The organism is Marinobacter xestospongiae (assembly GCF_023156385.1).
Taxonomy (GTDB): domain Bacteria; phylum Pseudomonadota; class Gammaproteobacteria; order Pseudomonadales; family Oleiphilaceae; genus Marinobacter; species Marinobacter xestospongiae.
In genome coordinates, this window is the sequence record NZ_JAKZAK010000018.1 from 54,593 (window position 1) to 80,264 (window position 25,672).

The window sequence follows — 25,672 nt, forward strand, 5'->3', positions numbered from 1 at the left end:
TGACCGGTCAGGCCGGTTCCAGATAGTCGATCAGCAGCTGCAGATTGGTACGACCACGGAAGGTATTGGCATCGGGCTTATAAACGATCCAGGCGCCAGTGCGGGTATAGTCCGGTACCTCGGGGCCGGTGTTGAAGGCAATGCCGTCCACCACCTCACCACCATGATCCGGCCGCAACACCAACTTAAGGTGGTTCTCGCCGACGATGCGCTGACTGATGACCTCGAACCGGCCATCGAACAGGGGCTCGGGAAAGTGCTGACCCCAGGGGCCGGCGCGCCGCAACAACAGCGCGGTGTCCAGAGTCAGCTCCTGCGGTTGCAGCGGCCCGTCGGTGGTAATCACCGCTTCCAGGTCTTCGGCCTGCAGGCTGTCCCGCACCGCGGCGTCAAAAGCCGCCACGAAGGTGTCTAGATCTGCCCGGGCAATGGTCATTCCCGCCGCCATGGCGTGACCACCGAATTTCTTCAGCAACCCGGGATGCCGGGCATCGACCACCGCCAGGGCATCGCGGATATGCAGGCCGGGGATGGAACGGGCCGAGCCCTTCAGCTCCTGGCCGTCTTCGCCCGGTGCGAACGCCACCACCGGCCGGTGGGTCTGTTCCCGCACCCGCGCCGCCAGAATACCAATCACTCCCTGGTGCCAGTCGGGATCAAACAACGCCAGCCCCCAGGGCAGCCCGTCCTGATCCAGCGAGAGGTCGGCCAACAGATCCTGGGCCTGGCTCTTCATCTCCCGCTCGATGTTGCGACGCTCACGGTTGAAGGTATCCAGCTCAGTGGCCAGCCGGCGGGCCTCATCGCGACCATCTGCCAGCAGGCAGGCAATGCCCACGCTCATATCATCCAGCCGGCCGGCGGCGTTGAGCCGCGGCCCCACCACAAAGCCCAGGTCGGTGGCGCTGATCTGGGAGTGATCCCGCCCCGCCACCTCCAGTAGCGCCAGAATGCCCGGTCTGGCCTCACCCTGGCGGATTCGCCGCAGTCCCTGCTCCACAAAGATGCGGTTGTTGTGGTCCAGCGGCACCACATCGGCCACCGTGCCCAGTGCCACCAGATCCAGCAGGCTGCCCAGATTGGGCTCCGGCTGGGGCAACAGGCCCTGCTCGCGCAGGTGTCGGCGCAGCGCGGTCAGCACATAGAACATCACGCCAACGCCGGCGGCATTCTTGCTCAGAAACTCACAACCAGGCTGATTGGGATTGACGATGGCATCGGCATCGGGCAACTGTTCACCCGCCAGGTGATGGTCGGTGATCACAACCTTCACCCCCAACTCACGCGCCACCCGCACACCGTCGAGGGCAGCAATGCCGTTGTCCACGGTCACCAGCAGATCCGGCAACGAGCCATCCTGCTGCAGCCGATGGAGGATGCCAGGGGTCAGGCCATAGCCGTCGGCAAACCGGCTGGGCACCCGGAAGTCCACCTCGCGCAGCCCCAGCATCGACAACCCCAGCATCGCCACCGCGGTACTGGTGGCGCCATCGGCGTCAAAATCACCGAGGATTATCACCGACTGCTGCTGACGGATGGCCTCCGCAAGCAGCTCTACAGCCCGCTCGATACCCCGCAGCTGCATCGGCGACGCCAGGTGTTTGAGGGTGTAGCTGAGCTCGGCATCAGAACGGACGCCTCGGGCCGCATAAAGCCGCCGCAGCAGTGGCGGCAGCTGTTCCCCCCACGCCGGTGGTTGTGCCGGCATGGGGCGTCGCAGAATCTTTCTGGAAGTCATAGAAACGGGGGGCAGGAGCCTGACCGCAAGGTCAGGCGTGTTTCCAGTGGTCAGCAATAAACGACTGCACAACGGAAAGATCATTCTCCAGAACGGAACAACGCTCTTCCCGCTCGAACAGATCCGCCATATGCACCGGCAGCTCAGGCTTGATGCTCAGGCCGGACTCCGCAATGGCATCCGGGAACTTGGCCGGATGAGCCGTACCCAGAGTCACCATGGGCACCGCCGGGTCACGGCGGCAGTTGCGGGCAGCACGAACACCGATGGCGGTGTGGGGATCCAGCAGGTACTCGTTACGCTCAAACACTTCGCGAATGGTATCGCAGGTGAGCTTGTCATCCACCGCATCGCTGTCAAACAGCTTGCGGGCATGGCGCCAGCGGTAATCCTCGATACTGACCGGCCCCTGCTGGGCACGCTCAAGAAGATCCTTTACCAGCGCACCGTCGCGACCATGCAGATCGAACAACAGACGCTCGAAGTTGCTGGAGACCATGATATCCATGCTCGGCGACAGGGTGTGCTCCAGCTGATGCTGCTCGTAGCGATTGCCACTCATGAAGCGGTGCAGTATATCGTTGCGGTTGGTGGCGATCACCAGCTGGGAGATCGGCAGCCCCATCTTCTTGGCCAGGTAGCCGGCGAAGATGTCACCGAAATTTCCGGTCGGCACGGAAAACGCCAGACTGCGGTCAGGGCCGCCAAGAGCCAGGGAGGCATGGAAATAGTACACAATCTGGGCCATGATCCGCGCCCAGTTGATGGAGTTGACCGCCGCCAGCTGGGTCTTACCCCCCAGGAACGACTGATCGCCGAAGCTTTCCTTGACCATACGCTGACAATCGTCAAAGTTGCCACGCACAGCGATGTTGTGGATGTTGTCCCCCAGCACCGTGGTCATCTGCCGACGCTGCACCTCGGAGACCCGTTCATGCGGGTGCAGGATGAAGATATCCACATGCTCGCAACGGCGGCAACCCTCAATGGCCGCCGAACCGGTGTCACCGGAGGTCGCCCCCATGATCACCACGTGCTGCTTGCGCTTCTCCAGCACATAGTCCAGCAGGCGACCGAGCAACTGCAGGGCAAAGTCCTTGAACGCCAGGGTCGGGCCCCGGAACAGCTCCATCACCCATTCGTTGGTGTCGAGCTGGACCAGTGGCGCTACCGCCTGATGAGCAAATTCCTTGTAGGTATCCTCCAGCATGGCGCGGAAGTCGTCGGCCGGAATGGCGTCGTCAACGAACGGGTGCATGACGTTGAACGCCAGTTCGCTGTAGGACAGGCCACGCCAGCTGCGAATTTCCTCAATGCTGAAATGCGGCAGCGATTCCGGCACATAGAGACCACCGTCGATCGCCAGGCCGGTGAGCAGAACGTCCTCAAATCCCAATGCAGGGGCATCACCCCGAGTACTGATATATCTCACGATGGTTTCCTGTTAACTGAAGTTTTCTGCCCGGATGCGCACCACGCGGCCGTCCACGTCGGCCAGAGCCTCAAGTTCCTCGATCGCGAGGTTAACCTGCCGCTCTTGAACGGTATGGGTCAGGATGATGACCGGGATGCGGCCGTCCTCCAGTTCGGACTCCTTCTGAACGATGGACTCGATGTTGATGCCCTGCTCACTGAGGATCGAGGCGACCTTGGCCAGCACACCCGGGTGGTCCAGCGCCTGGATCCGCAGGTAATAGGCCGACTGGATTTCCTCCATCGGCAGCACGGGCAGGTCGGCCATGGCGTCGTTGCTGAAGCCCAGGTAAGGCACACGCTGGGTGCTGTTGTTGGCAACGGCACGAGCCACGTCCACCAAGTCCGCAATCACCGCTGAGGCGGTGGCTTCATCGCCGGCACCGGGGCCATAGTACATAGTCTGGCCAACCGCATCGCCATCCACCAGCACAGCGTTGAGCACGCCGTCTACCTGGGCAATGAGGTTGTCCTTGGGCACCAGAGTGGGATGCACCCGCAGCTCGATACCGCTGTCACGGCGACGGGCGATACCGAGGTGCTTGATGCGATAGCCCAGGCCTTCGGCGTGGGTGATGTCGTACGGGGTAATGCCGGAGATGCCCTCGGTGTAGGCTTTCTCGAACTGCAGCGGCACGCCGAAACCGGTGGACGCCAGGATGGTCAGCTTGTGGGCGGCATCAATGCCCTCCACATCGAAGGTCGGGTCCGCTTCGGCGTAGCCCAGTGCCTGAGCCTCTTTCAGCACATCGGCGAACTCACGGCCGGCGCGCATCTCGGTGAGAATGAAGTTACCGGTACCGTTGATGATCCCGGCAATCCAGTCAATGCGGTTACCTGCCAGCCCTTCACGAACCGCCTTGATCACCGGGATACCACCAGCCACCCCAGCCTCAAAGGCAACGATCACGCCCTTGGCCTCGGCAGCCTCAAAGATCTCATTGCCATGGACAGCGATCAGCGCCTTGTTGGCGGTCACCACGTGCTTGCCATTATTGATGGCGGTCATCACCAGCTCACGGGCAGTTTCGTAACCACCGATCAACTCAACCACAATGTCCACGTCCGGATCGTTGACGACGTCAAAGATATCGGTGGTAAAGGTAATGTCCCCCAGCTCCAGGTCTTCGCGGGCAGTGCGGCTGGCAATCCGGCTAATTCGGATGTTGCAGCCTGCGCGACCGGCAATCTGGTCCGCGTTCCGCTTGAGGACATTGAAGGTACCGCCACCGACTGTACCCAGCCCGCAGATTCCGACATTGACGTCTTTCAAACTCTCACCTCTGTTCCTGTTGATTGGGGAACTCTTGACGCCTGATCACCGACCTGAACCTTTGCCGACCATCACCAGCTTCAAGAAGCTCCTTCGCTGTGGGACGGCATAGTATAACGACTATACCGGCCAATGTGTGCACATCCTGACCAGCCTGGCGCTTACAGTACGCCAAGCCCCTTGGCGAGCTGCTCCGCAGGGACATAGCCGCGAACCATGTTGCCGTCTTCCAGCACGATGGCCGGGGTGCCGGTGACGCCAAGCTGCCGGCCCAGTCGATACTGCTCCATCACCGGGTTGTCGCAACTTGCCGGCGTCACTGACTCGCCCTGTTTGGCCGAATTCATCGCAGACCGCTGATCCTCGGCACACCAGACCGATTCGTACTTGGCAAATGAGGAGGAACCGGGACCGGAGCGCGGGAAGGCGTAATAGTTGACGGTGATGCCAAGCTCGTTGAGGCGGGGAACATCGGCATGGAGTTTACGGCAGTAGCCACAGTCGATGTCGGTGAACACGTTGATTGCCGCCTTTTGCTCGCCGTCGGCAGCAAAGCGGATCACGCCGTCATCGCCCATGTCTGCCAGGGCGTTGACCCGCAGTTCGGACTTGGTCGCCTCGGTCACATTGACCAGCCCGCCCTCGGTTACCTGCAGCAATTCGCCGCTGATCAGGAACTGGCCGTCAGCGGTGGTGTACACCACCTCGTTCTGCTCGGTGATTACCTGATAGAGCCCCTCCGCTTCCGTTGGCTGGATATCCAGCTCCCCCAGCGCAGGCAGGGCCTGAGCAATCTGCTCGGCGATGGCATCCTCCACCTCGCCGGCAGAAACGGCCTGGGTAAAAAGTACCGCGCCGCCCAGGACGGTCAACGTCAGCGACCGGATCGCCTGTGTGCATACTGTCATAATAAATCTCGTGTGAATTGGGGTCCATGAATCCCGCCAGGCCAGGATGCCAGCGGTGAGCTCAGACAACAGTCATGCCCAACACTCACCGGGGATTCAGACAAACTCCCAATGTATCAGGCCCAACCGGCATTACCAAACCAGTGGCTCTCGCGGCCACAGCTCTGAAAACACGTCTAGCCCCGGGGATGGTGCTCCCCGTGCAGGGTTTTCAGGCGATGGCGGGCCACATGGGTATAGATCTGCGTGGTCGACAGGTCGGCGTGCCCCAGCAGCATCTGCACCACCCGCAGGTCGGCACCGTGGTTGAGCAGATGGGTCGCAAAGGCGTGACGCAGAGTGTGGGGTGACAGCGGCTTGTGGATACCCGCGCGGGCGGCGTAGCGCTTGACCCGGTGCCAGAAGGTCTGGCGCGTCATCGCACGGGCGCGATTACCCGGGAAAAGGTCATCCGAAGCCTGCCCCTTGAGCAGCACATCCCGCCCCTGATTGAGGTAGCTGAGCAACCAGTCCACCGCTTCCTCACCCAGTGGCACCAGCCGGTCCTTGCCGCCTTTACCGGTGACCCGGACCACCCCCTGGCGCAGATTGACCTGATCCACCCGCAGGGTCACCAGCTCAGTGACCCGCAATCCGCAGCCGTACAGAATCTCCAGCATCGCCCGGTCGCGCAATTCCAGCGGGATCTCGACATCCGGCTCACTGAGCAGCGCCTCGACCTCCTCCTCTGACAACGCATCGGGCAACCGCTGAGGCTGGCGAGGGCTGTCAATGCGCAGCGTCGGGTCTTCGGAGATGATCTGCTCCCGCAGCAGGTAGCGGTAGAACCGCCGCAGGCAGGACAGACGGCGGGCCGCTGTACTGCTCTTGCGCCCCTGCGCCAGAGCCTGGGACATCCATCCCAGCAGATCGGTGCGGCTTGCGGCCGCCAGGGGCACTGCGACAGGACGCTGATCAAGCCAGGCCGCCAGGCGAAGCAGGTCACTGCGGTAGGCGGAACGGGTCTGCTCACCGAGCCCCTCCTCCAACCAGATAGCATCACAGAACCGCTCTATCAGTTGGCTGTTGTCAGCCCCGGTCGTAGCCACTTGCGCCTCTCACCTCCCGCCATCGCCAGCTGCGACAGCCATAAAAAAAGGCAGCCAATGGCTGCCTTTTCTGATCCTGAACTGCCACAGCAGCCCAGTATCCTTGGATCTGTTCGACGCCCGGTCGCCCGGGCTGTCGACTCAGCTCAGCTTCTCTTTGATACGAGCAGCCTTACCAGACAGGTCGCGCAGGTAGTACAGCTTGGCCTGACGCACGTCACCACGACGCTTGACGCTGATGCTGTCGATCAGCTTGGAGTAAGTCTGGAAAGTCCGCTCAACACCCACACCGTAAGAAATCTTACGCACGGTGAAGGAAGAGTTCAGACCACGGTTGCGCTTACCGATAACAACGCCCTCGAACGCCTGCAGACGCTCACGGTTGCCCTCAGTAACACGAACCTGAATAACCACGGTGTCACCCGGCGCAAAGGCAGGGATTTCCTTGGTCATCTGTTCTGCTTCAATCTGACTGATGATGTTGTTCTTGCCGCTCATCGTATGCTCCTGATACCCAATCTCTCAATGCCCTGAACGTTCAGTGGCACCCGGTTCATTTAAAAATTCATCCAGCAGCTCACGCTCTTCGTCCGTCAACACCCGCTGTTCCAGCAGGTCCGGGCGTCGCTCCCAGGTTCGCCTCAGCGACTGCTTCAGCCGCCAACGCCGGATCTGATCATGGTGACCGCCTAACAAAACATCCGGCACCGCCTGACCTTCGTACACTTCGGGCCGGGTGTAGTGCGGACAATCCAGCAAACCGTCGGCAAAGGAGTCCTGCTCCGCCGACTGCGCATGACCCAGCGCTCCGGGGATGAGGCGAGTAACCGCATCAATCACTGACATCGCTGCCAGCTCACCGCCGGACAACACGAAGTCGCCCAGCGATACCTCCCGGTCGACTTCCGTCGCTATCAGGCGTTCATCCACACCCTCGTAACGACCCGCCACCAGAATCAGGTTTTCTGCAGCCGCCAACGACTCCACCACGGACTGGTTGAGCGTCTCACCCTGCGGTGACAGATAGACCACACAGGCCTTGCCTGGTGCCGCCGACCTGGCCGCATGGATGGCATCCCGCAACGGCTGAATTTTCATCAGCATGCCGGGACCACCACCATAGGGACGATCATCCACCGTACGGTGCCGATCGTGGGTAAACTCCCTGGGATTCCAGCTCTGGAAACTCAGCAACCCGTCACGAACCGCCCGACCGGTGATGCCGTAATCAGTAACGGCCTGAAACATCTCCGGAAAAAGACTAACTGCTGCAATCCACACCAGTCAGAACTCCGGGTCCCAGTCCACCACCATTTTTCCGGAAGCGAGATCAATCTCCCGGACCACCTGATCGGGGAGATAGGGAATCAAGCGCTCCCGCTGGTCGATGGCATCGACCGTCGCGTGAACCACCAATACGTCGTTGGAGCCGGTCTCAATCAGGTGATGAACCTTGCCAAGGCATTCGCCTTCGACCGTTTCAACCACCAGCCCCTCCAACTGATGCCAGTAGTACTCCCCGGCAGGGAGTTCTGGCATGACATCAGTGGGGACGACAATATCGGCACCGCAATAACCGCGAGCGACCTCGCGATCGCTGACACCCTTGAGCTGGACCACGATGCCCGGACCGTGCCGACGCCCCTGCTCCAGCTGGACGGGTACCCGCTTGCCGTCCTGAACCAGAGTCCAGTTCGGATAGTTCAGAATACCTTCAATGGGATCGGTATAGGAAAAGACCTTGACCCATCCCTTGACCCCATACACCGAGGTAATCCGGCCTATCACAGTTTCCTGCGAACTCACTGCCATGCCCTACCCCGGTCGAGAGTCGATCTTACTCAGCGCCTTTCAGCAGCTGCGCGACGCGCTCGCTGGCCTGAGCGCCCTGGCCCAGCCAGTAGTCAACGCGATCACGATCTACGCGCAGACGCTCTTCCTGACCACGGGCAACCGGATTGAAGAAACCTACACGCTCAATGAAACGACCGTCGCGGGATTTGCGGCTGTCGGTGACTGTCAGATGGTAGAACGGGCGCTTCTTGGAGCCGCCACGAGCCAAACGGATTGTTACCATTTCGACCAATATCCTGTTCAGTTGTACGAACTTTGTACGATTCGCATCAACCGCCTAACAGTCGATACGAAGACCCATACTCGAAAGGGGCGCTATTCTATGCCAAAAGAGCGCCAAAGGAAACAGCTAATACCTTCGACTTTTACATACGCCCGAACGGAGGCATACCGCCACCTCCGCCGCCCGGCGGCATCATCCCGCCCATGCCCCGCATCATGTTGGCCATGGCGCCTTTCTTGCTGAATTTCTTCATCATCTTGGCCATCTGCTTGTGCTGCTTGAGCAGCCGGTTGACGTCCTGGATCTGGGTACCTGAGCCTGTCGCGATGCGGCGCTTGCGGGAATTGTTGATGGTATCCGGGTAACGACGCTCTTTCGGCGTCATCGAGCAGATAATGGCTTCCATCTGCCCCATACTCTTGTCATTGACCTGCTGCTGCGCCACCTCGGCCATCTGCCCCATGCCAGGAAGCTTGTCCAGCAGGCCGCCGACACCGCCCATGTTCTTCATCTGCTGGAGCTGGTCGCGGAAATCCTCCAGATCGAAGCTCTTTCCTTTCTTGATCTTCTTGGTGAGTTTTTCCGCCTTCTTCTGGTCCAGCTTGCGCTCGGCGTCCTCAATCAGGGAGAGCACATCCCCCATACCGAGAATCCGAGAGGCAACCCGGTCCGGATGGAACGGCTCCAGGGCGTCACTCTTCTCGCCGACACCAAGGAACTTGATCGGCTTGCCAGTGATGTGTCGCACCGACAGCGCGGCACCGCCTCGGGCATCGCCGTCGGTCTTCGTCAGCACCACGCCGGTCAGCGCCAGGGCGTCATTAAAGGCCTTGGCGGTGTTGGCGGCATCCTGACCGGTCATGGCGTCGACCACAAACAGCGTCTCAATCGGGTTTACCGCCTGATGGAGCCGACGAATTTCCGACATCATGTCCTCATCGACATGAAGACGGCCGGCGGTATCAACGATCACCACGTCCAGGTGCTTCTTACGCGCCGCGTCAATCGCGCCCTCGGCAATCGCCACCGGGTCCTGGTCAGCGCTGCTGGGATGGAACTCAACCTCGACTTCCCCCGCAAGGGTCTCCAGCTGCTTGATCGCAGCCGGACGGTAGACGTCCGCACTGACCACCATGACCGACTTTTTCTCGCGCTCCTTGAGCTGGCGCGCCAGTTTGGCCACGGTAGTGGTCTTACCGGCCCCTTGCAGGCCCGCCATCATGATCACGGCCGGCGGCTGAGTGGACAGGTTGAGGGCCTCGGAACCATCCCCCATGACCCGCTCCAGCTCCTGCTGGACCACTTTCACAAACACCTGGCCCGGCGTCAGGCTGCGACGAACCTCCTGGCCCACCGCGCGCTTACGCACACTTTCAATAAAGGCCTTGACCACCGGCAGGGCGACATCCGCCTCCAACAGTGCTTTGCGGACCTCACGCAGGGTCGCCTTAATGTTGTCGTCCGTCAGGCGGGCCTGACCGGAAATTTTCCGCAGACTGCCAGAGAGTCGGTCTGTCAGGTTCTCAAACATAGTGAATCCGTACCCTGAAAAAATGGATGCATGAACAGGGAACCGGTTGATTCCGGTTGCACAATCGCGACATTATAACCAGACTATCGCGCTGAAACGACCAACCCGGTCAAATCTGCCCTCTACTGATGCCCGACCCGAGCAACTTGATTAAGGACGACATGGGAACGCTGATCCTCGCGGTAACCTCGCTTTTCCTCTATAGCGTCGGAACAGCCTTGCAGGCCCTCAGCTTTCGCGGCCGAGTCCACACCAATATCGCCGTCACCAGCCTGATCGGTACGCTTGCGCTGATCGGCCACGGCCTGTTGCTGTGGCAGACCCTCCATCACGACGGCGGGTTTGATTTCGGCTTTTTCCAAAGCTCCGTGCTGATCTCCTGGCTCATCGTTGCGCTGTTGCTGCTGTTCAACATCCGCAAGCCGGTGCAGAACCTTTCTCTGGGCGCTTACCCCCTGGCTGGTATCACCATCCTGATGCTGCTGGCGAAACCGGAATCCGCCCAATTGGTGGCGGCTGACAACTACGGCATGCTGTCCCACGTAGCCCTGTCGATCACCGCCTACAGCCTGTTCACACTTGCTGCCGCCCAGGCCGTGGTACTGTATTTCCAGAACCGCCAACTCAAGCACAACTACAACAGCCTGCTGGTGCGCAACCTGCCACCACTGCAGACCATGGAATCGCTGTTGTTCGAGATGGTGTGGGCCGGCGTGGTGCTGCTGATCCTGGCCATCATCACTGGCGCCCTGTTCGTCAATGACCTCTTCGCCCAGAACGTTGCCCACAAAACCATCTTCTCGCTGATGTCACTGGCGGTGTTTGTGGCACTGCTGATTGGCCGCTATACCAAGGGCTGGCGCGGCATTACCGCCAGCCGCTGGACCCTCACCGGCTGCCTGCTGCTGATGCTGGGATTCTATGGCAGCAAATTCGTGCTGGAACTGGTCTTTCACCGCATCGGCTGATCCGGTACCCGTCAGCGAATTCGCCAGACGTCACGCAGGACAAGGAAACGGGGTTGACAGCGAAAACCCCGCCCCCTATGTTCGCATCTTATCCGCAATATAAGGACACCATCTGTTGAACGAGGCATCGCTTACGGCGCTGTTTTCGCTCCTCGCGGGGCTGATTCTGCTGTCCGCGTTCTTCTCCAGTTCAGAGACCGGCATGATGTCTCTGAACCGTTACCGTCTCAAGCACCTGGCCAAGACCGGCAATCGCGGCGCGAAACGGGCCCAGGGCCTGCTGCAGAGAACGGATCAACTGATCGGGGTCATCCTGATCGGCAACAACTTCGTCAATATCCTGGCCTCCTCCATTGCCACGGTCATCGCCATCCGCATCTGGGGCGACGCCGGCATCGCCATTGCCACGCTACTGCTGACCATCACCATCCTGATTTTCGCCGAGGTCACCCCCAAGACCCTTGCCGCGCTGTTTCCGGAAAAGATCGCGTTCCCCGCCAGTTACGCACTTGGCCCGTTGCTCAAGGTGCTGTACCCCGCGGTCTGGCTGGTCAACCTGTTTACCGGCGCCATCCTCAAACTGATTGGCGTGTCCGCCCAGGATGCCGCCAGCGACCATCTCAGCCGCGAGGAGCTGCGCACCCTGGTTAACGAAGCCGGCGCTCTGATCCCCAGCAAACACAAAGACATGCTGGTCAGCATCCTCGATCTGGAACACGTCACCGTCAACGACATCTTTGTGCCCCGCAACGAAGTGGTGGGCATCGACCTGGATGACGACCTGGACACCATCATCCGCCAGATGCGCAGCAGCCAACACACCCGCCTGCCGGTGTTCAAAGGCGACATCAACAACATCCAGGGCGTGCTGCACCTGCGTAACGCCACCAAGCTTCTGATGGAAGAAGACCTGAACAAGGCCAAACTGATGCAGCTGTGCCGCGAACCCTACTTCATTCCCGAAAGCACACCGCTGAACACCCAACTGATCAACTTCCAGAAAGAAAAGCGGCGGTTCGGCATTGTGGTGGACGAGTACGGCGAAGTGCTGGGCCTGGCCACGCTCGAGGACATTCTGGAAGAGATAGTTGGCGACTTCACCACCGACTACGCCGCCACCAGCCCGGACATCATTCCGCAGGACGATGGCACCTACATTATTGATGGCTCCACAGCGATTCGCACCATCAACAAAACGCTGGGCTGGAAACTGTCCACCGATGGCCCCAAGACCCTGAATGGCCTGATCACCGAAACCCTGGAAACCATTCCGGAGAGCAATGTCTGTCTGACCGTCGAAGGGCACCGCCTGGAGATTCTGCAGATCAAGGACAACGTGGTGAAGGCCGCCATCGTTCACGCTGCGCCGCGCCGGCCCAGACCACTCAGATCGTAGACGGGCCAGCCTGTCCCTCGCCAACCAGGGCGCGGAGCAGGCTGCCAGCAGCTAGCTATAGAGTGATTGGTTATAGCCGGCCAAGAACTCGAAAGATTATCATTTAACCCGTTACTTGACCTGGCGAAGACTCTGAACGAAATTGAAGCTGAGGTTCCCTATAATAAGAACTGGAGTGCGTTCCATGAGTCCAGGACTGGCCCATCGCCAATCCGCTTCTGTGTTGCGGAGTCCCAACCATGGTCATGATGGCCGGGCCCGTCACCGACTGACGCCCACACCCATTCATCGCTCTCCCCCGCGGCTGATCCAAGGTCCTCAGCGGTGTGCTGTTCGCCACGACGACGACCACGGACAGACCGCAGAGGTGTATTTTCGGTCATTTTACCAGGCCGGGAATTGCGGTAGATTAACCACAATAATCATAAACGAAGCAGTTCGGCTCGGTCATGTATCCGGTTGAGGCGTAACAGGAGTCGGCCATGAACAAGCAGTCCGGCATACATTATCTCCACGAGCGCAAGGACGCCGGCAGCCAGAACGGGCTGCCCAGCGAGGTTGTTCGCATTCGCGATACGGTGTCTGCCGGGTTGGGAGATCTCTTGCAGGGCGCGTTTGACGCCGTTGACGACTCATTGTTCGAGCTGGCCAACAACGCCCGCAGCAACAATGAGCAAAACCGCTATTTCGAAGCGATGCGCGAAATCCGTATCAAGCGCAAGGGTATCGAAAAGCACTTCCAGGGCGCAGTGGTCAAACTGTTCAACCACCCATCCCGCATTGGCGCCACACCTTTCAGCCAGCCCGAAGGGCAGCAACAGTCCAGTGCCGACTCCCTGTCCCTGGTTCAGAATGAGGAGCTGGAAGAGCAGGTTGCGCTCAACGCCATGGTCAGCAAGTCCCGCGCTCATTTCCAGGGGCCACTGCTGCAGCTGCAAACCCGTTTTTCCAGCGTCTACCCCGGCGCCAACGATGACGCACCTGTAAACCCCCTGGCGCCGGAGCTGCTGTGCGCCGCGTTTGTCGAAGCCGCCCAGGTGCTGGAAATCCAGATCCGGGAACGCCTGATTGTCCTCAAGCAGTTTGACCGCTACGTGGTGTCCAACCTGGGCATGCTGCTGGATGAAGCCAATCGCATCCTGGTCCAGGCCGGCGTGATTCCCAATTTCCGCTATCACAGCAAGACCTCTGGCACCTCGACAGCCACCAGTGCCAGCACCGCCCGCTCCCCGGAGAGCGTGGGTGAGCAGGCTGCCGGTGACAGCGCCTCCCAGTACGAAGACGAGGTTCTGTTCGAGCAGATCCGCCAGTTGCTTGGCCGGCACCGGGCCGCCAGCGGCCAGATGCCCAGAGCCGCCGATCCCACCATTCAGGTCATCGGCACCAGCGAACTGTTCCAGCTGATGAACCAGTTGCAACAGCCGCCCCGGGATCTGGGCCATCGCAACCTCAGTGCCGGCGAACCCGTGGTGCTGGATCTGCATCAGGTGATGGAACAGTTGCTCAGCCACACTCAACCGGCGGAAGGGAAAAAGCCGGCACTGAACGAGATGGACGAGGATCTGATCAACCTGGTGTCGATGCTGTTCGAGTTCATCCTCGACGACTACAACCTGTCGGCGCCCATCCAGGTCCTGATCAGTCGACTGCAGATCCCCATTCTCAAGGTGGTGATCAAGGACAAATCCTTCTTCAGCAAAGCCACCCACCCGGCCCGACGGCTGCTTAATGCCCTGGCCAAAGCCGGCATAGGCTGGAGTGAGAGCGACGAAAAGAGCCGCGACAAACTCTACGAACAGATCCATAACATCGTGCTGCGGATTCTGGAAGAGTTCGAGGGCGACATCAGCCTGTTTGAACAGCTGGGCGAGGAGTTCGACCAGTTCCTGGCGCGGGAAAACCGCAAGGCATCATTGGTCGAACAGCGCACCCGGGAGTCAGAGCGTGGGCGGATCAAGTCCCGCAAGGCCCAGGAGACGGTCGACAAACTGCTGCAGGAAAAGCTGTCACATCAGCCCATACCGGACACGGTGCGAGACATCCTGACCAACGGCTGGAGTCGGGTCATGTTTCTGGCTTACCTGCGCAACGACGTAGAGAACCGCTGGAACAGCGTGGTTCGGGTAGTGGACGACCTGATCTGGTGCCTGCACCCACAACAGGATGACAACGACCGGGATCAGTGGGTCCGGGTCGTGCCCGGGCTCCTCAAGTCACTTCGGGCCGGTCTGGAGGAAGTGTCCTACAATTCCAGCAAGCTGGATGACATGATGGGGGAGCTCAAGCATGAGCTGACCGAGGCGTTCCGCGCCCACGCCCTCGCCGAAGCCCGCGGCCAGAGCCGGGAGGAACCCGAGGCCACCGAGCCGGAGCCCAGCGAGACCACCCAGCAGGCCACTCAGGACGACGCGGCACTCGCCGAGCATGTGACGGTGATTGACGGACTCACCATCGGGACCTGGGTGGAGTTCGGGCTGGTCAATGGCGCCCGCTTCCGCTGCAAGCTTACGGCCATCATCGAAGAAGCGGACAGCTTCGTATTCGTCAACCGTATGGGCCTGAAAGTGGTGGAGAAATCCCGGCTCGACCTTGCTCGCGAACTGCAACGGGGCCGACTGACCGTACTGGAACAGGGCGCCCTGATCGACCGGGCACTGGATGCGGTGGTGGGCTCGTTGCGGGGCCATACCGCCCAGGCCTGAACACTCACTGGTTACGATGAGCAGTTACTCGGAGTATCGTTACCTCAATGTCTGACACCGCCAGCCACACCGTCCTTCCGGCCAATTACCGGATTGGACTGGCGGTTTCGATCGCCCTTTTATTGCACACACTGGTGGCCACCCTGGTGCCTCCGGTGACCACACCGACCATTCCCGAGTTGCGGACCCTGCAGGTCACCCTGACGGCCACCCCGCAACCGGCCACACCCGCTCTCGAACCGGCACAGGAAACTCCAGCAACACCGGAGCTGGCGCCAGCACCCGCGCGACCGAGAGACACCGCTGCCGACACCGCCCCAAGCCGGCCAGCCACCGTCGTGACCACTCGCGCCGCCTCATCATCCGCAGCACCGCCGCAATCTGAGCAAACGCAAACCAGCGACAGCAATCCCAAAGACACGTCGCCGCCGACGCCGCCCACTCAACCTCAACGGCAACCGGCGACATCGACCCGCAGCCCCCGATCTGCGCCAGCGCCGAGCGCCAGCCAGAGCCGAGCCTCCGCTCCGGCAACACCCTCACAACCCTCGACCGCAACCACCAGCCCGACTGCGACGCCCAGCGAGCCGGAAGCGACCATTACCCAATTGGGGGACATTACCCAGCAGTCGCCCTACGAAGCCGCCCTGGCCCGCCGCATCTCCGAGCATTCGCGGCAATACCTGCAGGTGCGGACGGATCGCCTGATGGTAGTGGAGCTGGAACTGAACCTGTTGAACAACGGGGCGTTGATTGCGGCAAACGTCGCCCAGTCCTCCGGCAACGATCTGGCGGACCGGGCAGCCTACCGCGGCGCACTGAACGCCAGCCCCTACCCGGCTCCGCCGAGCGGAAATCAGCAGGGCAACCGGTTTCGGGTGAAGATCGTGTTTACGCCAGAACGGCTCTGAACAACAAGGAAGGGCAATCAGGCCCGGAGGCCACCAGACGGGACAGGAGGCTGTCGGCAAGACGGGGGAAAAGAGATGGGCCAGGCAGCGCCCGGCCCATGGGGATCTCTCAGGCTTCGGCCTGCTTTGACGCAGCCTTGACCATGGTTTCCAGCTCACCACTCTCGGACAGCTCAAGAATGATGTCGCAGCCACCCACCAACTCACCGTTGATATACAGTTGCGGGTAAGTGGGCCAGCTTGAGTAGACCTTCAGCGCCTCACGCAGCTCCTGATTGTCCAGAATATTCACGAAGGCAAACCGCTCACCACACGCCATCAGGGCCTGCACCGTACGGGCGGAAAAGCCACACTGGGGCGACTGGGGAGTGCCCTTCATATACAGGATGATCGGGTTCTCATCCAACTGGCTTTTGATCGTTTCATTGATATCCATGAACACTCCTCATCATTCACTTCGGGCCGATGTGACGCCACGGACCTGAGCGGTCTCAGCGCCAACACCGGCGGATTTGCTTCTATTGTACACACCCACCAGAACCAGCACCAAGCGAGCCTCCGATTAACCCCGAATCGGCTGCGCTGGTATCCCGCCAGAGCATCGCATTGTGTTCCCCGGGGTTACCGGATAGACTCTGAAACCTGCCCAGGAATGGGCCACCATGGAATCCCCCTTAAGTCCCCCTGGCCATGGCCGGTGCCTAACGTGCACGCCGGCCTCTATTGCTATTTGACTCAGGACCACCAGGGGGCCGAACCTGCACGCCCGGGCCGATGCCTCCGGGAACCAACAAGGGCCGTCAACATGGCAGTAAGACACTTTCTGACCCTCGAAGACCTGTCACCCAGCGAACTCAATGATCTGCTGGACCATGCCAGCCACCTGCGCGACACCTGGCGCCAGGGCAAAACCCGCGATTCCCTCAAGAACCGCGTGCTGGCCATGATCTTCGAAAAGTCCTCTACCCGAACCCGGGTTTCGTTTGAAGCTGGCATGACCCAGCTTGGAGGCTCAGCCCTGTTCCTGTCTCCGCGGGACACCCAACTGGGCCGAGGCGAACCGATTGAGGATTCAGCACGGGTGATTTCCAGCATGGTGAGCGCGGTGATGATCCGCACCTTCGCCCACGACACCGCCGTGCGCTTTGCCGCCGCATCCCATACCCCGGTAATCAACGCGTTGACTGACGATTACCATCCCTGCCAGCTGCTCGCCGACATGCAGACCTACCGCGAGCACCGGGGCAGCATTCAGGGCGGCACCGTGACCTGGATCGGCGACGGCAACAACATGTGCAACTCCTACATCAACGCCGCCATCCAGTTTGACTTCCAGTTGCGCATCGCCTGCCCGGCCGGCTACGAGCCGGACAACGCGCTGCTGGCCAAGGCCGGCGAGCGGGTGACCGTCTGCCCAGACCCGTGCGAAGCCAGCCGTGACGCCAACCTGGTGGTAACGGACGTCTGGGCCTCCATGGGCCAGGAGCAGGAACAACAGGCACGGGAGTCCGCGTTCAACGGCTTCCAGGTCAACCCCGAGCTGATGGCGCTTGCCGACAAGGATGCCCTGTTCATGCACTGCCTGCCGGCGCATCGGGGCGAAGAAATCTCCGAAGGGATGCTGGAGCACCCCAGTTCGGTAGTCTGGGACGAGGCTGAAAACCGCCTGCACGCCCAGAAAGCCCTGCTGGAATTCCTGATTCTCGGCACCCTGGACTGATCTTCCATGACCGACAAGCATCGCGGCGACAACGCCTGGCTGCTGGAAGTGGACGATCTGGCCTGCGGCTACGACAATGGCGCCGTGGTCAAATCGATCCACTTTGCCCTCGGCCACGGTGACATCGGCTGCCTGCTGGGCCCCAGCGGCTGCGGCAAGAGCACCATCCTGCGAGCACTGGCCGGCTTCCTGCCCCTGAGCGCCGGCGAAATCCGGCTCGATGGCCGCACCATCAGCCTGCCGGGCCGGGCACTGCCTCCGGAGCAGCGACGGATTGGCATGGTGTTCCAGGACTACGCACTGTTCCCACATCTGACCGTCGCCGCCAACGTCGGCTTCGGTCTCGGCAAGCTCGCGGCCGGCGAACGGGAACGCAAAGTGCGGGAACTGCTGGAACTGGTTCACCTGCAGGACCTGGCCCAGCAGTACCCCCACGAGCTTTCCGGTGGCCAGCAGCAGCGGGTCGCCCTGGCCCGGGCACTGGCACCAGAACCCACCCTGATCCTGCTGGACGAGCCGTTTTCAAACCTGGACGCCGACCTGCGGCGACGCCTCAGCCTGGATGTGCGGGAAATCCTCAAAAGCCTTGGCATCAGCGCCATTCTGGTCACCCATGACCAGCAGGAAGCCTTTGCCATGTGTGACCAGGTCGCGGTACTGAAAGACGGTCAGATCCAGCAGTGGGACGTTCCCTACAACCTTTACCACGAACCGGCCAACCGCTTCGTCGCCGGGTTCGTCGGCCAGGGCGGCTTTGTGCCCGGGCGGGCGCTGGGCCCGGACACCATTGAGTCGGAACTCGGCGTTATTGAAGGCAATCGGGCCTATAACTGGCCCCAAGGCACCTTGCTGGATGTGCTGATCCGCCCCGATGACATCGTCTACGACGCCAACTCCGAGCTGACGGCCAGGGTCATCGAGAAAACCTTCGCCGGCACTTCCACTCTGTATCGCTTCCGCGTTTCCGAGGACACCGAGTTCGACGCCCTGTTCCGCAGCCACCTGGATTTCCATCTGGGCGAGCAGGTACCGGTACGGGTCGAAGCGGAGCACCTGATCGCCTTCGAACGCTGAGCCCCAAAACCTCTGCGCCAGGGGCCGGCGTTTTGAGAGATCCTTCGTGGTCCCCGCTTAACAGGCACTACCCGCGTAACAGGCACTAATGGTGGCGCACCCGCTCCACCGCATCCTCCCAGCCGGCGTAGAGAGACTCCCGCAAGCCCGGGGCCATTGCCGGCTGGAAACGCCGCTCCCGCTCCCACAGCTCGGCGATGTCGTCCAGCCCCTGGTACACCCCCACCTGCAAGCCAGCCAGGTAAGCCGCACCCAGGGCGGTGGTTTCGGTAATCCGCGGCCGGTCCACCGGCACATTGAGAATGTCCGCGAGAAACTGCATCACCCAGTCATTGACCGCCATGCCACCGTCCACCCGCAACTCCTGCAGCCGGGCGCCGTCGTTCTGGATTGCCCGGATCAGGTCCTTGGTCTGGTAACACACCGACTGCAAACCGGCCGTCACCAGTTCGGCAATGCCGGTATCCCGGGTCAGCCCGAGAATGGCACCGCGGGCATTGGGGTCCCAGTGGGGAGCGCCCAGCCCGGTGAAAGCGGGCACCATGTACACCGGGTTCTCGGCCCCGACAGCCTCGGCATGCGCGGTGGACTCGCTGGCGTGATCGATTAGTCGCAACCCGTCCCGCAGCCACTGCATGGCGGCACCGGCAACAAAAATGCTGCCCTCCACGGCATAGTAGGCCTGCCCCTGCAACCGGTAGGCAACGGTGGTGAGCAACCGGTTCTCCGACCGCAACGGCTCAGTCCCGGTATTGAGCATCAGGAAACAACCGGTACCGTAAGTGCTCTTGGCCATACCGCGCTCAAAACAGGCCTGTCCCACCAGAGCTGCCTGCTGATCACCGGCGATGCCCGCGACCGGCACAGCGGCCCCCAGCAAACCGGCATCCACCTGACCAAAGTCTGCCGCGGAATCGCGAACCTCCGGCAGCAACGCCCGAGGTACCCGGAACAGGCGCAGCAAGTCATCATCCCACTCCTGCCGGTGAATATTGAACAGCGCCGTTCTGGAGGCGTTGGTGGCGTCGGTCAGATGGGAACGGCCGCCGGTGAGATGCCACAGCAGCCACGTGTCGACGGTCCCGAACGCCAGCTCCCCGGCTTCGGCCCGCGCACGGGCGCCCTCCACCTCGTCGAGAATCCAGGCAATCTTGGTGGCGGAAAAGTAAGGATCGATCAACAGTCCGGAACGCTCCACAACCCTGCTCTCCTGTCCCCGGGCCCTCAGGCCGGCACAGATATTGGCGGTTCGCCGATCCTGCCAGACAATGGCCGGATGGATCGCCTCACCGGTTTTCCGGTCCCAGATAATTGTAGTCTCACGTTGATTGGTGATGCCCACCGCCGCCAGCTGAGAGGCCTCGAGCCCCGCCGTCGCCAGTACCTCACGGCACACGGCCAGGCTGCTTTCCCAGATCTCCCGGGGATCGTGCTCCACCCAGCCATCGCGGGGGAAAAACTGCCGGAATTCCTGCTGGGCGACCGCCACGGTCTTCCCCTGTCGTTCAAAGATGATGGCCCGGGAACTGGTGGTTCCCTGATCGATAGCCAGCAGATAGGTGGGCATGGGATGATCCTTTTATTTTCGAAAACGAAAATTATAATGAAGCTGTTATCGCTAGCCTAGCCAAAAACCGGCACCCATGTCACAGAACGGACCCTTTCAATGACCCTTAACGCCCGTCACGAACAGATCGTCGAACTGGTTGGAGAGCGGGGCTTCATGACCATCGAAGCTCTGACGGAACACTTCAACGTCACACCGCAGACTATCCGTCGCGACCTCAACACCCTGGACGAGGCCGGTCGTTTGCGCCGCTACCATGGCGGCGCCGGGCTCAGCGCCAGTACCCGTAACCTGGCCTACGCCGAACGCCGCATCCGCAATCTGGACGAAAAACAGCGCATCGCCGCCACCATCGCGGAACGGGTGCCGGACAACAGCTCGCTGTTTATCAACATCGGTACCACCACCGAAACCATTGCCAAGGCTCTGCTGGAAAAGCAGGGACTGACAGTGATCACCAACAACCTGCACGTGGCCAGCATTGTTTGCAGTCGCGACGATTTCACCGTCATCATCGCCGGAGGCATGGTCCGTAACCGGGATGGAGGTGTCATTGGTGAAGCCACGGAAGAGTTCGTGCGCCAGTTCAAGGTGGACATCGCCATCATCGGCATCAGTGGCATTGACGGCGACGGCGACCTGCTGGACTTCGACTACCAGGAGGTGCGGGTGGCCCAGGCGATCATTGAACACAGCCGTCAGGTCTACCTGGCCGCCGACCACACCAAGTTCGGCCGCAACGCCATGATCCGGCTCGGCCACATCTCCCAGGCCACCCACCTGTTTACCGACAGCCGCCCCCACCAGCGACTGAGCGATGTCATCGCTCAAGCGGGGGTAAAGCTGGTTATTGCGAACTGACCCCATTCGGAAACGAAAGTTTAACTTGATGAAATTGACTAAAAACGCCTAAAATTCGCTCAAATCATTTTCGAAAACGAATATTTGGGTAGAATTTTGATGACCACCAACGCTTCAGCGCCCCCTCTCACGGTTACCGACACTTACGACCTGGTGGTGATCGGCGGCGGCATCAATGGCTGCGGTATCGCCGCCGATGCCGCCAGCCGCGGACTCAAGGTGCTACTGTGCGAACAGCACGACCTCGGCTCCGCCACCTCGTCAGCCAGCAGCAAGCTGATCCACGGCGGCCTTCGCTATCTTGAACATTACGAATTTCGCCTGGTGCGGGAGGCATTGGCAGAGCGGGAAGTGCTACTGAACATTGCCCCCCATCTGGTCAACCCGTTGCGCTTCACCCTGCCCCACCAGTCACACCTGAGACCAGGCTGGATGATCCGCACGGGGCTGTTTCTCTACGATCACTTGGCCAATCGGGATACCCTGCCAGGCTCCCGCAGCGTTCGATTTGACGGCACAGGCCCCCTCGCTCCGGATATCCGGAAGGGATACAGCTATTCAGACTGCTGGGTAGACGACGCCCGCCTGGTGGTGGCCAATGCCCAGGCCGCCCGTAACCAGGGCGCCAGAATTCTGCGGGATACCCGCTGCGTTGAAGCCCGGCGATTGGCGGAGCAGGCGCTCTGGTCGGTGGCGCTGGCGGGCACCCGCTCCGGCCAACGCCAGACGGTGTACGCCCGTGCACTGGTGAACGCCAGCGGTCCCTGGGCTGCCAAGCTGTTCGATGACGCCCTGGAACAACCCAGCCCGCATCGCGTCCGGCTGATCAAGGGCAGCCATATCGTGGTGCCGCGCTTTATCGACCAGGAGGGCTCCTTCATCCTCCAGAACAGTGATCGGCGGATTGTCTTTGTGCTGCCCTATGAGGACCACTTCAACCTTATCGGCACAACCGACAAGGAATACCAGGGAGATCCAGGCAACGTCACCATCGACGACGAAGAGATCGATTACCTGCTGGCGGTGGTCAACCGGCATTTCATTCACCAGGTGGCGCGGGAAGACATCGTCCACAGCTACTCGGGCGTGCGCCCACTGTTGGACGACGAATCCAGCGATCCATCCGCCATCACCCGGGACTACACTCTGGAGATTCAGGGCGACCCGCAACAGGCGCCGCTGTTAAGCATCTTTGGTGGCAAGATCACCACCTATCGCAAGCTGGCGCTGGCGGCGGTGGAAAAGCTGCGGCCCTGGTTCCCCACCCTGGCCGCCTCGCGTACGGAGTCACTGGCGTTGCCCGGCGCCACCCGCCAGATTCATACCCGACCGGCAATTCTGGAGTGCCTGCGCAGTCTCTACCCGGGACTCCCGGACGCCATGATCCGCCGGTTCAGCCGCAGCTATGGCCTGCTGGCGATTCGCTTCCTGGGAGACCGGCAGACGCTGACGGCACTGGGCGAGCACTTCGGCGATACGCTGTATGAGCGTGAAGTGACTTACCTGATGGACCAGGAGTGGGCCAGAACGCCGGAGGATGTACTGTGGCGCCGGACCAAACTGGGACTGCGGCTGACCACAGAGCAGGTAGACAAGCTGGGGCTGTGGATGGCGAATCATCAGGGCGAAAGCGCTGCTCCCGAACCCCATGATCAGTGCGGCTAGGACGCCGTCCGGCGAACGCTCAGTGAAAAACAGCCATAAAAAAAGGGCTGGAAAGATCCAGCCCTTAAAATGACGAATGAAACAAGGAAAGTTCGTAAGAACTACAACCTCAAAAGTCATCCCTTACACTGTCAGTATCGCTGCTTCAGCCCCGGCCATCAGTGGAGGTTGTGTATCCCTTTGTTACAACGGGTGATTAAGCGGTACAGCCGTCACAGAAGTGAGTCCACCGGCTTCTTGCGGGGCCATACCAAGCTGAACTTCGCACCACCGAGATCGTCGCTGCGGCTGACAAACGCCTGGCCACCATGCCAGTACAGAATTCTACGAACGATGGACAACCCCAGACCATAGCCGCCGGACGTCCGGGTACGGCTGTCATCCAGCCGGGCGAAAGCGGTAAACACCTTCTCCCAGTCCTCTTCCGGTATGCCCGGGCCGTTGTCCTCCACATCAATCCGGCAGTTGGACTCATCCAGCTGGCAGACCACCCGCACCTTGCCATCGGCATAACGGGCGGCATTGCCCACCAGATTCTGGATCGCCCGGTGAATATGCCGTGGCTCCACGTCTGACAGCGCCCAGCGTTCCGACGCCTCGGGAATGTCCGATTCAATCACCGTCTCCGGGCGGATCAGCTGCTGCTCATCCACCACCTGCCGGACAATATCCGTTACCGAGGTTTCCACCAGGGTGAACACCGGCCCACCCTGTTCCAGACGGGCGTAGGTCAGGATTTCATCAATCAGCTCGTCGAGCTCCTGGATGTCGCCATCAATACCGTCGAGCTGTTTCTGCAACATCTCGGGGTTGTTACAGCCATCCAGCATCTGTACCCCAAAGCGAATGCGGGCCACCGGGGTGCGCAGCTCATGGGACACCGCATGAATCATCTCCCGCTGCACCCCGACCAAACGCTGAATGTGCTCCGCCATGCCATTGAAGGCGTTGGCCAGACGGGAGACCTGACTGCTGCCGTTCTGGTCAACCCGGGCCCCCAACTCACCACGGGCGATGCGAACCGCCACCGATTCCACCGCCCGGAGGTTACGGTCTACATCCCGCATCAGCAGGCACAGGGCCGCCGCCAGCACGGCGGACACCAGCACCAGCATCAGCATCCACACGCCCCAGTGCCAGGGGTCAAACGGCGCAGGCAGAGACAGGGTTACCAGGGTGCCGTCCTGCAATCGCAGCAGGATGGTGGCCGCATCACTGTCATCGTGAGGCCGGTAGAACGCCAGCCCGCGTTCAGACACCCGCGCCAGCACGTCGTCGGCTGGCAGCATGGCGTCGTCGTCCAGCGGGGCCAGGGTGATCGCCAGGGTCTTGGATAGCCGCGCCATTACCTCCTGACGTTGTTCCGGCAGGCTTTGATTGAGATGCGCGAGGGCAATGTAGGCCATCGACTCGGCCACTTCCCGGTAGCTGTCCCGCAACTGGAGTTCCAGCACCATGCCGTGATGCCCCTGTACCAGCACTCGCCACCCGAGACTGGTTTCCAGGGCCACCACCTGGCCATACCCCAAGCGCTCGAGGGTCACCGATGACAGCGTCAGGTTTTCAGGTGGCACCACCCGGAAGTCGTGTAACTGGCCAAGCCAGTGGTAGGAGTCCTGAGGGTTTGGCAACGCCGCCAGCCATCGCAACAGCGGCTCCGGGTACTGCTCCTGCCAGGATTGCAGGCGGACACTGTTAATGCCGGAGAACAGGCCATAACACAGCAGCAGCACAACAACGGTGAGTCCGAGCAGCCGCAGGTACAACTTGAGGAAAAACTTCAGGGGCATGGGGACCAACCCGGGGCAGGAACGCCGGCCTCCGGCCGGCGCTGTCGGTATCAATCAGGCTTCCTTTACAAACAGATAGCCCTTGCTGCGAACGGTCTTGATGCGCCGGGGATGAACCGGATCATCACCGATCTTGGGCCGGATACGGGACACCCGGACGTCGATCGAGCGGTCCTGGCCGTCGTACTCGATTCCCCGCAGCGCGGTGAAGATTTCTTCCCGGCTGAGCACCCGGCCGGCACTGCTGGCCAGCAGCCAAAGCAGGTCGAATTCGGCGCTGGTGAGATCGATGCTGGCACCATCCAGCCAGGCCTCACGCATCGAGCGGTCGACCACCAGATCATTGAACTGCAGCCTTACCGGCTCTTCCCCCGCTTCCGCCTCAGCGCCATTGTTGCTGTTTTCACCCACCCGGCGCAGTAACGCGCGGATGCGGGCCAGCAGCACCCGGGGCTGGACCGGCTTGCCGATGTAGTCGTCGGCGCCCATCTCCAGGCCAAGGACCTGATCGAGGTCGTCGGTGCGTGCTGTCAGCATGATAATGGGGCCGGAGAAGAACGGTCGCACCCGCCGGCAGATGGACAGACCATCCTCGCCAGGCAGCATCAGGTCCAGAACCACCAGATCCGGCTGCTCATTGCGGATACGCTCTACCGCGTGTCCGCCGTGAGTCTCTATGGCGACCGTCAACCCGTTGCTTTCCAGGTATTCGCGGGTCAGGTCCGCCAGCCGTTCGTCGTCCTCAACTATGAGGATACGCCAACTTTCATTCGTCTGTTCCACGCCATCCATCTCTGATATTGATTTCCGGAACGGGCTCTCGTGAATCGTGGGCCCGGTTTATTGTGGTGTCCCGGACTCGCCCGGAACCCCGGTGACATCCAAAGACTGCACAGGTCATTCCGGGCCAGATTGTCTCATTCCCGGAAC

The 25,672-nt window shown here is 61.1% G+C and carries 22 protein-coding genes; 8 read left to right on the forward strand and 14 right to left on the reverse strand.

The genetic code is table 11. From position 1 onward, the window contains the following. Nucleotides 1-7: 7 nt before the first annotated feature. The 10 genes from recJ to ffh form a co-directional block, all read right to left on the reverse strand. Nucleotides 8-1,738: a single-stranded-DNA-specific exonuclease RecJ gene (recJ, locus tag MLD24_RS13720; RefSeq protein WP_248167182.1), complete on the reverse strand. Its 1,731-nt coding sequence runs from the start codon at nucleotides 1,736-1,738 to the stop codon at nucleotides 8-10. Between the two features lie 31 nt (nucleotides 1,739-1,769). After that, nucleotides 1,770-3,170, reverse strand: a complete 1,401-nt coding sequence (gene thrC / locus MLD24_RS13725; RefSeq protein WP_248167183.1) for a threonine synthase — start codon at nucleotides 3,168-3,170, stop codon at nucleotides 1,770-1,772. A gap of 12 nt (nucleotides 3,171-3,182) precedes the next feature. Further along, nucleotides 3,183-4,484: a homoserine dehydrogenase gene (locus tag MLD24_RS13730; protein ID WP_227172091.1), complete on the reverse strand. Its 1,302-nt coding sequence runs from the start codon at nucleotides 4,482-4,484 to the stop codon at nucleotides 3,183-3,185. A gap of 161 nt (nucleotides 4,485-4,645) precedes the next feature. Further along, on the reverse strand, nucleotides 4,646-5,392 hold the full coding sequence (locus tag MLD24_RS13735) for a thioredoxin fold domain-containing protein (RefSeq protein ID WP_248167185.1): 747 nt from the start codon (nucleotides 5,390-5,392) through the stop codon (nucleotides 4,646-4,648). Between the two features lie 176 nt (nucleotides 5,393-5,568). Beyond that, nucleotides 5,569-6,480: a site-specific tyrosine recombinase XerD gene (gene xerD, locus MLD24_RS13740; RefSeq protein WP_248167187.1), complete on the reverse strand. Its 912-nt coding sequence runs from the start codon at nucleotides 6,478-6,480 to the stop codon at nucleotides 5,569-5,571. Between the two features lie 141 nt (nucleotides 6,481-6,621). Beyond that, on the reverse strand, nucleotides 6,622-6,978 hold the full coding sequence (gene rplS / locus MLD24_RS13745) for a 50S ribosomal protein L19 (RefSeq protein ID WP_248167189.1): 357 nt from the start codon (nucleotides 6,976-6,978) through the stop codon (nucleotides 6,622-6,624). 24 nt (nucleotides 6,979-7,002) lie between these two features. Continuing rightward, a complete protein-coding gene (gene trmD, locus MLD24_RS13750; RefSeq protein WP_227172094.1) occupies nucleotides 7,003-7,761 on the reverse strand; it encodes a tRNA (guanosine(37)-N1)-methyltransferase TrmD in 759 nt (252 codons plus the stop codon). A 3-nt stretch (nucleotides 7,762-7,764) separates the two neighbouring features. Beyond that, complete coding sequence (rimM, locus tag MLD24_RS13755) at nucleotides 7,765-8,292, reverse strand: ribosome maturation factor RimM (protein WP_248167191.1); 528 nt, start codon at nucleotides 8,290-8,292, stop codon at nucleotides 7,765-7,767. A gap of 25 nt (nucleotides 8,293-8,317) precedes the next feature. Further along, complete coding sequence (gene rpsP, locus MLD24_RS13760) at nucleotides 8,318-8,557, reverse strand: 30S ribosomal protein S16 (RefSeq protein ID WP_227172096.1); 240 nt, start codon at nucleotides 8,555-8,557, stop codon at nucleotides 8,318-8,320. A 142-nt stretch (nucleotides 8,558-8,699) separates the two neighbouring features. Continuing rightward, entirely contained in the window at nucleotides 8,700-10,088 is a 1,389-nt protein-coding gene (ffh, locus tag MLD24_RS13765; protein WP_227172097.1) for a signal recognition particle protein, read from the reverse strand. Between the two features lie 161 nt (nucleotides 10,089-10,249). On the opposite strand from ffh, the gene MLD24_RS13770 reads away from it, so the two are divergent. The 4 genes from MLD24_RS13770 to MLD24_RS13785 all read left to right on the forward strand — a co-directional run bounded on the left by MLD24_RS13770 (nucleotide 10,250) and on the right by MLD24_RS13785 (nucleotide 16,065). Further along, a complete protein-coding gene (locus MLD24_RS13770) occupies nucleotides 10,250-11,056 on the forward strand; it encodes a cytochrome C assembly family protein (protein ID WP_248167192.1) in 807 nt (268 codons plus the stop codon). Nucleotides 11,057-11,171: 115 nt separating this feature from the next. Continuing rightward, nucleotides 11,172-12,452: an HlyC/CorC family transporter gene (locus tag MLD24_RS13775; protein WP_227172099.1), complete on the forward strand. Its 1,281-nt coding sequence runs from the start codon at nucleotides 11,172-11,174 to the stop codon at nucleotides 12,450-12,452. Nucleotides 12,453-12,934: 482 nt separating this feature from the next. Next, nucleotides 12,935-15,154, forward strand: a complete 2,220-nt coding sequence (locus MLD24_RS13780) for a DUF1631 domain-containing protein (RefSeq protein ID WP_248167194.1) — start codon at nucleotides 12,935-12,937, stop codon at nucleotides 15,152-15,154. A 47-nt stretch (nucleotides 15,155-15,201) separates the two neighbouring features. Beyond that, nucleotides 15,202-16,065: an energy transducer TonB family protein gene (locus MLD24_RS13785; protein WP_248167196.1), complete on the forward strand. Its 864-nt coding sequence runs from the start codon at nucleotides 15,202-15,204 to the stop codon at nucleotides 16,063-16,065. A gap of 109 nt (nucleotides 16,066-16,174) precedes the next feature. Here the strand turns inward: MLD24_RS13785 and grxD are convergent, their stop codons facing one another. Further along, nucleotides 16,175-16,501 carry a Grx4 family monothiol glutaredoxin gene (grxD, locus tag MLD24_RS13790; protein ID WP_227172102.1) on the reverse strand — a complete coding sequence of 109 codons (327 nt, stop codon included), beginning with the start codon at nucleotides 16,499-16,501 and terminating at the stop codon, nucleotides 16,175-16,177. A 369-nt stretch (nucleotides 16,502-16,870) separates the two neighbouring features. On the opposite strand from grxD, the gene argF reads away from it, so the two are divergent. Beyond that, the gene (gene argF / locus MLD24_RS13795; protein ID WP_248167198.1) at nucleotides 16,871-17,785 is read left to right on the forward strand and encodes an ornithine carbamoyltransferase; all 915 of its coding nucleotides are present in this window, start codon (nucleotides 16,871-16,873) and stop codon (nucleotides 17,783-17,785) included. Nucleotides 17,786-17,791: 6 nt separating this feature from the next. After that, the gene (locus MLD24_RS13800) at nucleotides 17,792-18,859 is read left to right on the forward strand and encodes an ABC transporter ATP-binding protein (protein WP_248167200.1); all 1,068 of its coding nucleotides are present in this window, start codon (nucleotides 17,792-17,794) and stop codon (nucleotides 18,857-18,859) included. A gap of 85 nt (nucleotides 18,860-18,944) precedes the next feature. Here MLD24_RS13800 and glpK read toward each other — a convergent pair whose 3' ends face one another. Then, nucleotides 18,945-20,426 carry a glycerol kinase GlpK gene (gene glpK / locus MLD24_RS13805; RefSeq protein WP_248167202.1) on the reverse strand — a complete coding sequence of 494 codons (1,482 nt, stop codon included), beginning with the start codon at nucleotides 20,424-20,426 and terminating at the stop codon, nucleotides 18,945-18,947. Between the two features lie 99 nt (nucleotides 20,427-20,525). Here glpK and MLD24_RS13810 point away from each other — a divergent pair, with 99 nt between their 5' ends. Further along, the gene (locus MLD24_RS13810; RefSeq protein ID WP_248167203.1) at nucleotides 20,526-21,287 is read left to right on the forward strand and encodes a DeoR/GlpR family DNA-binding transcription regulator; all 762 of its coding nucleotides are present in this window, start codon (nucleotides 20,526-20,528) and stop codon (nucleotides 21,285-21,287) included. A 99-nt stretch (nucleotides 21,288-21,386) separates the two neighbouring features. Continuing rightward, complete coding sequence (gene glpD / locus MLD24_RS13815; RefSeq protein WP_248167205.1) at nucleotides 21,387-22,952, forward strand: glycerol-3-phosphate dehydrogenase; 1,566 nt, start codon at nucleotides 21,387-21,389, stop codon at nucleotides 22,950-22,952. Nucleotides 22,953-23,164: 212 nt separating this feature from the next. Here the strand turns inward: glpD and MLD24_RS13820 are convergent, their stop codons facing one another. Beyond that, nucleotides 23,165-24,742, reverse strand: a complete 1,578-nt coding sequence (locus MLD24_RS13820; protein WP_248167207.1) for an ATP-binding protein — start codon at nucleotides 24,740-24,742, stop codon at nucleotides 23,165-23,167. 54 nt (nucleotides 24,743-24,796) lie between these two features. Then, nucleotides 24,797-25,534 (reverse strand): response regulator, encoded by a 738-nt coding sequence (locus tag MLD24_RS13825; RefSeq protein ID WP_248167208.1) that lies wholly within the window; start codon nucleotides 25,532-25,534, stop codon nucleotides 24,797-24,799. Nucleotides 25,535-25,672 lie beyond the last annotated feature (138 nt).

What these genes read in the sequence shown, in the direction of transcription:
- grxD (WP_227172102.1), bottom strand. Translation starts at nt 16,501, where the DNA reads ATGGATATCAATGAAACGATCAAAAGCCAGTTGGATGAGAACCCGATC.
- glpD (WP_248167205.1), top strand. Translation starts at nt 21,387, where the DNA reads ATGACCACCAACGCTTCAGCGCCCCCTCTCACGGTTACCGACACTTAC.
- MLD24_RS13735 (WP_248167185.1), bottom strand. Translation starts at nt 5,392, where the DNA reads ATGACAGTATGCACACAGGCGATCCGGTCGCTGACGTTGACCGTCCTG.
- MLD24_RS13770 (WP_248167192.1), top strand. Translation starts at nt 10,250, where the DNA reads ATGGGAACGCTGATCCTCGCGGTAACCTCGCTTTTCCTCTATAGCGTC.
- MLD24_RS13820 (WP_248167207.1), bottom strand. Translation starts at nt 24,742, where the DNA reads ATGCCCCTGAAGTTTTTCCTCAAGTTGTACCTGCGGCTGCTCGGACTC.
- MLD24_RS13800 (WP_248167200.1), top strand. Translation starts at nt 17,792, where the DNA reads ATGACCGACAAGCATCGCGGCGACAACGCCTGGCTGCTGGAAGTGGAC.
- argF (WP_248167198.1), top strand. Translation starts at nt 16,871, where the DNA reads ATGGCAGTAAGACACTTTCTGACCCTCGAAGACCTGTCACCCAGCGAA.
- rpsP (WP_227172096.1), bottom strand. Translation starts at nt 8,557, where the DNA reads ATGGTAACAATCCGTTTGGCTCGTGGCGGCTCCAAGAAGCGCCCGTTC.
- MLD24_RS13780 (WP_248167194.1), top strand. Translation starts at nt 12,935, where the DNA reads ATGAACAAGCAGTCCGGCATACATTATCTCCACGAGCGCAAGGACGCC.
- MLD24_RS13810 (WP_248167203.1), top strand. Translation starts at nt 20,526, where the DNA reads ATGACCCTTAACGCCCGTCACGAACAGATCGTCGAACTGGTTGGAGAG.
- MLD24_RS13785 (WP_248167196.1), top strand. Translation starts at nt 15,202, where the DNA reads ATGTCTGACACCGCCAGCCACACCGTCCTTCCGGCCAATTACCGGATT.
- rplS (WP_248167189.1), bottom strand. Translation starts at nt 6,978, where the DNA reads ATGAGCGGCAAGAACAACATCATCAGTCAGATTGAAGCAGAACAGATG.
- rimM (WP_248167191.1), bottom strand. Translation starts at nt 8,292, where the DNA reads ATGGCAGTGAGTTCGCAGGAAACTGTGATAGGCCGGATTACCTCGGTG.
- MLD24_RS13825 (WP_248167208.1), bottom strand. Translation starts at nt 25,534, where the DNA reads ATGGATGGCGTGGAACAGACGAATGAAAGTTGGCGTATCCTCATAGTT.
- recJ (WP_248167182.1), bottom strand. Translation starts at nt 1,738, where the DNA reads ATGACTTCCAGAAAGATTCTGCGACGCCCCATGCCGGCACAACCACCG.
- glpK (WP_248167202.1), bottom strand. Translation starts at nt 20,426, where the DNA reads ATGCCCACCTATCTGCTGGCTATCGATCAGGGAACCACCAGTTCCCGG.
- ffh (WP_227172097.1), bottom strand. Translation starts at nt 10,088, where the DNA reads ATGTTTGAGAACCTGACAGACCGACTCTCTGGCAGTCTGCGGAAAATT.